The 9,367-nt window shown below is 66.9% G+C and carries 6 protein-coding genes; all 6 read left to right on the forward strand.

Going from position 1 to position 9,367, the window contains the following annotated elements; all coding sequences use genetic code 11:
• Window positions 1-1,249 (forward strand): lyase family protein (locus AC36XV_RS10000; RefSeq protein ID WP_492203538.1); only part of this gene is annotated, 1,249 nt, incomplete at its 5' end.
• Window positions 1,250-1,289: 40 nt separating this feature from the next.
• A complete protein-coding gene (locus tag AC36XV_RS10005; protein ID WP_492203539.1) occupies window positions 1,290-2,201 on the forward strand; it encodes a phosphoribosylaminoimidazolesuccinocarboxamide synthase in 912 nt (303 codons plus the stop codon).
• The gene (gene purF, locus AC36XV_RS10010) at window positions 2,201-3,640 is read left to right on the forward strand and encodes an amidophosphoribosyltransferase (protein ID WP_492203540.1); all 1,440 of its coding nucleotides are present in this window, start codon (window positions 2,201-2,203) and stop codon (window positions 3,638-3,640) included. The genes AC36XV_RS10005 and purF overlap by 1 nt, the downstream gene beginning before the upstream one ends.
• A gap of 64 nt (window positions 3,641-3,704) precedes the next feature.
• Complete coding sequence (gene ppdK / locus AC36XV_RS10015; protein ID WP_492203541.1) at window positions 3,705-6,347, forward strand: pyruvate, phosphate dikinase; 2,643 nt, start codon at window positions 3,705-3,707, stop codon at window positions 6,345-6,347.
• Window positions 6,344-7,408: an adenosine deaminase gene (gene add, locus AC36XV_RS10020; protein WP_492203542.1), complete on the forward strand. Its 1,065-nt coding sequence runs from the start codon at window positions 6,344-6,346 to the stop codon at window positions 7,406-7,408. Before ppdK ends, add begins: the two co-directional genes overlap by 4 nt.
• A gap of 312 nt (window positions 7,409-7,720) precedes the next feature.
• The coding region (locus tag AC36XV_RS10025) for a TonB-dependent receptor (RefSeq protein ID WP_492203543.1) at window positions 7,721-9,367 on the forward strand (1,647 nt) is incomplete at its 3' end.

The raw sequence follows: 9,367 nt of genomic DNA on the forward strand, positions 1-9,367 counted from the left end.
CCGGGATCGACTGGACCTGAACCGGGTCGCGGAGCTGGAATCGGAGCTTCGGCACGACGTGATGGCGCACGTCCACCACTTCGGTGAAGTGGCGCCGGAGGCGAAGGCGTACCTCCACCTCGGCGCCACCAGCTGCTTCGTCACCGACAACGCCGGGCTGATCCAGATCCGAGATGGCCTCCGCATCGTGCGGTCCCGCCTGGTGGGCGCCATACGGGCGCTGGCGGGGTTCGCGGAGCGGTGGGAGGCGCTGCCGACGCTCGGCTACACGCACTGGCAGCCGGCACAGCCCACGACCGTCGGAAAACGCGCATCGCTCTGGCTCCAGGATCTGGTACTCGACCTGCAGCAGGTGGACGCGGCACTCGGGGAGCTCCGCTTCCGGGGCGCGCGAGGCACGACGGGGACGGAAGACTCGTTTCTGGAGCTGCTCGGCGACGGAAACCGGGTCGACGAGCTGAACCTCCGGCTGGCGAGCCGGTTCGGCTTCCAGGGCACCTACGACGTGGTCGGGCAGACCTACCCGAGGAAGATCGACCACCGGGTGCTGGCGGTGCTCGCAGGCATCGGAGCCAGCACGGGCAAGTTCGGTACGGACGTCCGGTTGCTCCAGAGCTTCGGCGAGGTGGAGGAGCCATTCGGAAGCCGGCAGATCGGGTCGTCGGCGATGCCGTACAAGCGCAATCCGATGCGATCGGAGCGCGTGTGCGCCCTGGCGCGACACCTCTGCGTCCTCGAGCTGGATGCCTCCTGGACCGCATCGGTACAGGGAATGGAGAGGACGCTCGACGACTCCGCGAATCGCCGGATTGCTCTCGCCGAGGCCTTCCTGTGCGCGGATGCGATCCTGCTGATCGTGGACAACGTCGCCTCCGGACTGGTGGTCCACGAAGCCGTGATCGCGGCGCGCCTCGCACGGTCGCTTCCCTTCCTCGTCGTGGAGAGGATCCTCATCGCGGGCGTCGCCAAGGGCGGGGACCGGCAGGACCTTCACGAGCGGCTTCGCAGCCACGCGATGGCCGCCCGGACGCGACTCGACGAGGGAGCGCCGGACAACGACTTCTTCGACCGCGTCGCCGCCGACCCGGCGATCGGGCTCGAGAGGGGAGAGCTGGAGCGCCTCGCCGATCCGGCCTCTCTGGTCGGGCGGGCCCCGGAGCAGGTCCGCCGACTCCTGGACGGAAGGGTGCGTGAGATCCTGCGTGCGGCCCCAGCGGACGACGCCGGACCGGCGGAGCTCCGGGTCTGAACGTCGGCGACCCCACGAACCGTAAGGACGGAGAGACGCAATGGCGGTGAGAGAGACCGATCTGCCGTATCCGCTTCTGAGAAGAGGCAAGGTGCGGGAGATGTACGACCTCGGCGATCACCTGCTGCTGGTCGCCAGCGACCGGATCAGCGCCTTCGACTGCGTGATTCCGCAGCCGATCCCCGACAAGGGCGCGGTATTGACCCAGATGTCCGACTACTGGTTCGACCGGACCGGACATATCGTCAGGAACCACTGCCTGAGCGCCGACCCGGATCGGATCGTCGAGCTCGAGCCGCGACTCGCCGACACCCGGGATGCGTGGGCCGGGCGGGGCATGCTGGTGATGCGGGCGGACCCCTTCCCGGTGGAGTGCGTGGTCCGGGGCTTCATCACCGGGTCGGCGTGGAAGGAATACCGGGCGAGCGGCACCCTGGCCGGCGAGCCCCTTCCCGACGGACTGGTGGAGGCCCAGCAGCTCGACGAGCCCATCTTCTCCCCTGCCACGAAGGCGGAGGAAGGCCACGACGAGAACATCACCTTCTCCGAGGTGCGGAGCCTGCTCGGCAGCAAGGTGGCCGATTATCTGAAGCAGAAGAGTCTCGAGCTCTACAGCTTCGCACGCGACCACGCACGGCGGAACGGGATCATCATCGCCGACACCAAGTTCGAGTTCGGCACGTCTCCGAAGGGCGAGCTTCTGCTCATCGACGAGGCCCTGACCCCCGACTCGTCCCGCTTCTGGCCCGAGAGCGAGTACGAGCCCGGCCGCACGCCCCCGTCGCTCGACAAGCAGCCGGTGCGAGACTACCTGGAAGGTCTGGTTCAGGCGGGCACGTGGGACCGTCAGCCGCCCGCCCCGGACCTGCCGGACGCGGTGGTGGCATCGACCTCGGATCGGTACCGTGAGGCGTACCGACGGATCACTTCGCAGTCCCTACCGGAGTTCTGATGTCAGGACGTACCCGCAGGACCCTGCCCAGCTGGCGGGACGACGATCGGTTGAGGGACGAGTGCGGGATCTTCGCCATCAGCGGCGCGGACCGCGCGGCTGAGCTGACCTTCCTCGGTCTCTACTCGCTGCAGCATCGCGGCCAGGAATCGGCGGGAATCGTGGCCATTGATCCGGACGGGAACGCCCGATCCCACCGGGGAATGGGGCACGTGAGCGAGGCCTTCGACGATTCGACGCTCGAGGGTCTGCCCGGGGATCTGGCGATCGGCCACGTGCGCTACTCGACGGCGGGCAGCTCGAGCCTGCGAAACGCGCAGCCCGTCCTCGTCGGGTACCGGCACGGAGACATGGCGCTGGCGCATAACGGGACGCTCACCAACGCCCGCGAGCTGCGGGACCGTCTCACCGGCGAGGGGGCCATCTTTCAGACGGAGAGCGACTCCGAGGTCGTCATCCACCTGATCGCCCGGTCACGCAGGGAGCAGCCAGACCAGCAGGTGGACGACGCGCTGTCGCAGCTCGTAGGGGCCTTCTCGCTCATCCTCACCATCGGTCGGACGCTGTTCGTGGCTCGAGATGCCCGTGGATTCCGGCCGCTCGTGCTGGGACGCCTGAACGGCGCCGTGGTCGCCGCGTCCGAGACGTGCGCACTCGACATCATCGGGGCCGAGTACGTGCGGGACGTGGCCCCGGGAGAGGTCCTGAGAATCGAGGAGGGTCGGATCCAGAGCCTTCGGCCGCTCGAACCCGCGCCTCATTCGCCCTGCCTGTTCGAGCTGGTGTACTTCGCCCGTCCGGACTCGCGGATCTGGGGCTGCAGCGTGGACCGTGCCCGTCGCGCGTTCGGACGACAGCTCGCCCGCGAGCACCCCGTGGACGCGGACTGCGTGTTCGCCGTGCCAGACTCGTCCAACTCCGCCGCCCTCGGCTATTCGGAGGAGTCCGGCCTTCCGTTCGAGCTCGCGCTGATCCGCAATCATTACGTGGGCCGGACGTTCATTCACCCCGGTCAGTCGGGCCGGGACTTCCGGGTTCGCGTCAAGTACAACCCCGTCACCGAGCTGATCGAGGGAAGAAGGGTCGTGGTCATCGACGATTCCCTCGTCCGCGGCACGACGAGTCGGGGCCTCGTGGCGCTGCTCCGGGAGGCCGGAGCCCGGGAGATCCACTTCCGCGTGGCCTCACCGCCGATCATCTCGCCCTGCTACTACGGGATCGACATGCCGACCCGGGAGGAGCTGATCGGAGCGAGCCACTCGGTCGAAGAGATCCGACAGCACCTGGGCGTCGATTCGCTCGGCTACCTGTCCCTCGAGGGCATGCACTCGATGGTCGAGGAGTACGGCCCCTTCTGCGATGCGTGCTGGACGGGCGACTATCCGGCCCCTCTCATCGACCTCGAGAACGGAGCCGCGGTGGTCGGTCGAACCTTCTGATCCCTGGACGGTCCCTCTATCGTCTGACGAATTCCACCCCGCTGATCTTCACGAGTCAGGTGCAATGAAACACGTATACTTCTTTTCCCGAGGACACACGGACGGCAACCGCGACCTGAGGGACCTCCTGGGAGGCAAAGGGGCCAACCTGGCCGAGATGACCCGACTTGGAGTCCCGGTACCCCCCGGATTCACGCTCACTACGGAAGTCTGCCGCCAGCACCTGATAGCGGACCACATGCCGGAGGGCGCGGAAGCGGAGGTGGCCGAGGCGATCCAGCGGCTCGAGAAGATCACTGGAAGGACGTTCGGCGGAGAGGATGATCCGTTGCTCGTCTCGGTGCGTTCCGGAGGCGCGGTCTCGATGCCGGGCATGATGGACACGATCCTCAACCTGGGGCTCAACGACCGCACGGTGGAGGCGCTCGCGCGGGTATCGGAGGATGAGCGCTTCGCGTACGACAGCTACCGCCGCTTCCTGCAGATGTACTCCGACGTGGTGCTCGGAGTCGATCACCACGACTTCGAGGCGATCCTGGCCGACGTCAAGCAGGAAGCGGGTGTCTCGACCGACAACGAGCTGGATGCGGAGGCACTGCGGACCGTGGTGCGACGGTACCGGGAGCTGATCGAAGCGGAGTCGGACGTCCCCTTCCCCGAGGAGCCCGAGGAACAGTTGTGGGGCGCGATCGAGGCGGTATTCCGAAGCTGGCGAAACCCGCGCGCGCTGGCGTACCGGAAGACGTACGGCATTCCTCACGATCTCGGCACGGCCGTGAACGTGCAGACCATGGTGTACGGGAATCGAGGCAAGGATTGCGCGACCGGAGTCGCGTTCACACGCAACGCCGCCACGGGGGAACCGCGTCTGTTCGGCGAGTTCCTGATCAACGCACAGGGCGAGGACGTGGTGGCGGGGATCCGTGATCCACTCCCGATCGACCGCATGGACGAGGTCATGCCGGAAGCGCTGCGTCAGCTCGAGGAGACGGCCCAGAAGCTGGAGAACCACTACCACGAGATGCAGGATCTGGAGTTCACGGTGGAGAACGGTACGCTCTACCTTCTGCAGACCCGGGCCGGCAAGCGCACGGCGAGAGCGGCGGTACGGATCGCCGTCGACATGGCGGGCGAGGGTCTGATCAGCCGCGAGCAGGCCGTGCTGAGGGTCGAACCGGAGCGCCTCGAGCAGGTTCTTCACCCCATGGTGGATCCGGCGGCCGATTACACGCCATTGGCGGTCGGGAATCCCGCCTCCCCGGGGGCCGCATCGGGACGGGTCGTTCTCACGGCTGAAGAGGCCGTGAAGGAAGCCGTCGGGGGCGACCCGGTGATTCTCGTCCGGACCGAGACCTCGCCGGACGACTTCGAGGGCATGGTCGCATCGGTGGCGATCGTGACCAGCCGGGGTGGAAAATCCAGCCATGCGGCCGTGGTGGCGCGGGGGATGGGGAAGTGCTGCGTGGTCGGTACCCGGGAGCTGGAGATCGACGAGACGGCGGGCGAGATCCGCGCCCGCGGCCAGGCCGTGCGCCGCGGCGACTGGATCACCGTCGACGGAGCTTCGGGCGAAGTGATCGTGGGGCGGGTTCCCACCGTCAAGCCGGAGCCGGGCGAGGATTTCCATACCCTGATGTCCTGGGCGGACGAGTTTCGCCGGCTTCGGGTACGCACGAACGCGGACAACCCCGGAGACGCCGCCACCGCGAGGGAGTTCGGCGCCGAGGGCATCGGCCTCTGCCGGACCGAGCACATGTTCTTCGGAGAAGAGAGGATCGACGCGGTACGAGAGATGATCCTGGCCGAGGACCGGCCCGGGCGCGCCCGGGCCCTGGCCCGGCTCCTGCCGATGCAGCGATCCGACTTTGCCGGCATCTTCAGGGCCATGGACGGGCTTCCGGTCACCATCCGGCTTCTCGATCCCCCTCTCCACGAGTTCCTACCCTCGGAGGACGAGGAGATCGAACGGCTCGCCGGGGCCACCGGGCGAGCGACCGAGGAGATCACGGCGGCCGTGGCCAGGCTCCACGAGGCGAACCCGATGCTCGGGCACCGGGGCTGCCGCCTCGGCTATTCCCACCCGGAGATCACCGGCATGCAGGCGCGGGCCATCTTCGAGGCCGCGATCGAGGTGGCCTCGGAGGGCGTCGATGTTCGGCCGGAGATCATGGTGCCCCTGGTGGGCCACGTGGATGAGCTGGAGAACCAGCGCGCCATCGTGAACGCCACCGCCCGTGAGGTGTTCACCGAGCAGGACCGGGAGGTGAGCTATCTGGTGGGGACGATGATCGAGCTTCCCAGGGCGTGTCTGACGGCCGGCGACATCGCGGCCAGCGCCGAGTTCTTCTCGTTCGGCACCAACGACCTGACGCAGACCACGCTCGGCCTGTCCCGTGATGACGCGGGTAGCTTCCTCCCGCTGTACGTCGAGGCGGGTGTCTACGAGCGGGATCCGTTCCAGTCGATCGATGTACCGGGCGTCGGTCGCCTCATGGAGCTGGCCGTCGAAGAAGGGCGCGACGCCCGACCGGACCTGAAGGTGGGCATCTGCGGAGAGCACGGCGGGGACCCGCACTCGGTGGCCTTCTGCCACCGGATCGGCATGCAGTACGTGTCCTGCTCGCCGTTCCGTGTGCCCGTCGCCCGCCTCGCCGCCGCCCACGCGGCGCTCGAGGACGCGGTGGACGTCGGGGGGGAAAGGGCGTGAGTGCGAGAGGAGGGCCGAACGGCACGACCATGGAGAGCTTGCGGGAGAAGATCCGCGCTGCGCCAAAGGCCGAGCTGCACCTTCACCTGGACGGATCGCTGCGGACATCGACGATCCTCGATCTCGCCGATGAAGCCGGCGTGGTGCTTCCCTACGGCGACGAGGAGTCGTTGTACGACTACCTGTACGTGCAGGACGGGCGGGATCTCGTCGATTACCTGAAGCGGTTCGATCTCACGTTGTCGGTGATGCAGACCGCCGAGTCGCTGGAGCGGACGGCCAGGGAGCTCTGTGAGGACGCTGCAGAGGAGAACGTCCGATACCTGGAGGTCCGATACTCGCCCATCCTGCACCAGCAGGGCGACCTGAGCCTCGAGGAGGCCGTGGAGGCGCCGCTGCGGGGTCTGCGGCAGGCCGAGACCGAGCTCGGGATCCGGGCGGGATTGATCATCTGCGGAATCCGCAACTTCCCGCCCGAAACATCCGTGGCGCTCGCCGAGCTCGCCGTTCGCTACCGGGATCGGGGCGTGGTCGCATTCGACCTCGCCGGCGGAGAGGCGGGCAATCCTCCCACGGACCACGCGGAGGCGTTCCGAGTCGCCCGCCGGGGGAACCAGAACGTGACGATCCACGCGGGCGAGGCCGCGGGGGCGGAGTCGATCGCCGAGGCGCTGCACGAGTGCGGGGCCCACCGCATCGGCCACGGCACCCGGCTGTACGAGGACCCGGATCTCCTGGCCTACGTGAACGATCACCGGATCCCGATCGAGGTGTGCCTGACGAGCAACGTCCAGACGCATGCATGCGACGGCTTCGAGTCGCACCCGGTCCGGGGCTATTTCGATGCCGGCCTGCGGGTCAGCCTGCACACGGACAACCGGCTGATGAGTGGAACGACGATGACCGATGAGCACCTGCGAGCGGCGGAACACCTCGGCTTCTCCAGCACGGAGCTCTCGGAGCTGATCCTGAACGGTTTCCGGAGCGCGTTCCTGCCGTACGGCGAAAAGGCGGCCATGCTCGCGGACGTCGAGCCGGAAGTACGGAGTCTGATGGCGTAGGAGGGGACCGTTACAGCCCCGTTTCGCAGCCGATAACACCCGGTGACGCACGCGGTGCAGGTTGCCCGGGCGAGCGTTGGCCGGCGGGCCTAAGGCACATTCTGGAGAGCATTTATGATCTCTTGCGGGCTGGCCTCTCGCCTGTTACTAATGTTTCCATCCTTGATCACCTGCGGGATCTTCCAGAGAGACTGCATGTCCGCGGAGATAAAGGGCTCTTCCCAACCCCGAAGTCCGCTCCGGGCGGTCGGTTCCTGGCCGATCGGAGACACCGCTTGCCTTACCCCATCCTCAGACAGGAGCAGAATGCTCATGAGATCCAGACCACGTCGGATTCTGCCGGCGCTGCTGGCACTGGTCGGCGTGTTCGCCTTCACGGCACTCGGTCATGCCCAGAGTGTGACGACGGGTGCCGCGGCGGGCACGATCACCGATGAGAGCGGCATGCCGCTGGCCAACGCCAGCATCACCTTCACGTACAACACGACGGGCTTTCGGACGAGCGCGATTACCAACGAGCGCGGTCTGTTCAGCATTCAGGGTTTGCAGCCCGGCAACTACAACGTCCAGATCAGCCTGATCGGGTATCGTGCCGAATCCCGGCAGAACGTGACGATCCCTCTGGGTCAGTCCGTGCGGGTCGACGCCGCGCTGTCGCAGACGGCCGTCGAGCTCGAGCCGCTGGTGGTTCAGGCGGATCAGATGTCGGCGCAGTTCTCGCCCACGCGGCAGGGCACGGAGACGATCATCGACCAGGAGCAGCTCGAGGATCTTCCGACACTCGACCGCAGATTCACCGACCTGGCCAAGCTCACGCCGCAGATCGTGGCCACGGACGCCAATGCGGGACTCGGCCTCAGCGTGGTGGGTCAGAACAACCGGTACAACACGATCCAGATCGACGGCTCCACCGTGAACGACCGGTTCGGTCTCGGCGCCACGGGCGGGGCCGGCGGACAGGCGAACGGGAAGCCGATCGGGTACGACGCCGTCAAGGAGTATCAGGTCCTTCTGTCGCCGTACGATGTCCGACAGGGGAACTTCACCGGCGCCCTGATCAACGCGATCACGAAGTCCGGCGGAAACGAGTGGTTCGGGTCCGCGTTCGGTTACTTCAGGGACAACTCGCTCGCGGGCGACCCGCTCAGCGACAGCGAGTTCGAGAACTGGCAGTTCGGCGCCTCACTCGGAGGCCCGATCGTCCGTGACGAGGCCTTCTTCTTCGCCAACGGCGAGTTCCAGATCGCTTCGACGCCGGCCACCGGCCCGTACATCGGGGCCCCGTCGGAAATCAGCGGCGTCCGGCCGGACCAGGCGGACATCGACGCCATGAACGCGGTTCTCGGCGGGTACGGCCTGCAGCCCGGCAGCGGCGGCGCGGTGACGAACGAGAACCCGCTCACGAACCTCACCGCGCGCGCGGACTGGGGCCTGAGCGACAACAACCGCCTCGTGTTCCGCTTCACCTACAACCGGGCCGGCTTCGACGTGTTCAACCGCACCACCTCGACGAGCAACCCGGACTTCCGGTACGCGAACAACGGGTACCAGTTCACGAACAACACCTACAACCCGTCGCTGCAGTGGTTCACCAACTTCTCGAACGGGAACTCGAACGAGTTCCGGATCAGCTACAACGCGATCCGCGACGCGCGCGATCCGAACGTCGAGGAACCGAACGTCACGGTGAACGGCTTCTTCAACGACGCCGGCGAGGAGTACGGGATCGAGACGGGCGCCGAGCAGTTCTCGCAGGGGAACCGCCTCAATCAGGACATTCTCGAGATCACGGACAACTTCACCTTCGCGCCGATGGGGGACCACACGATCACCATCGGAACGCGGAACGAGTTCTACAAGGTGTACAACCTGTTCGCGCAGTCCTCGTACGGCGTGTACACCTTCCCCGACCTGGCCGCTTTCCAGTCGGGCGGCATCAACGATGCCTCGTTCTACACG

Source organism: Candidatus Benthicola sp. (assembly GCF_058719085.1).

Excerpts from the sequence above, each read along its gene's own strand:
- AC36XV_RS10005 (WP_492203539.1), top strand. The coding sequence starts at position 1,290 with ATGGCGGTGAGAGAGACCGATCTGCCGTATCCGCTTCTGAGAAGAGGC.
- purF (WP_492203540.1), top strand. The coding sequence starts at position 2,201 with ATGTCAGGACGTACCCGCAGGACCCTGCCCAGCTGGCGGGACGACGAT.
- ppdK (WP_492203541.1), top strand. The coding sequence starts at position 3,705 with ATGAAACACGTATACTTCTTTTCCCGAGGACACACGGACGGCAACCGC.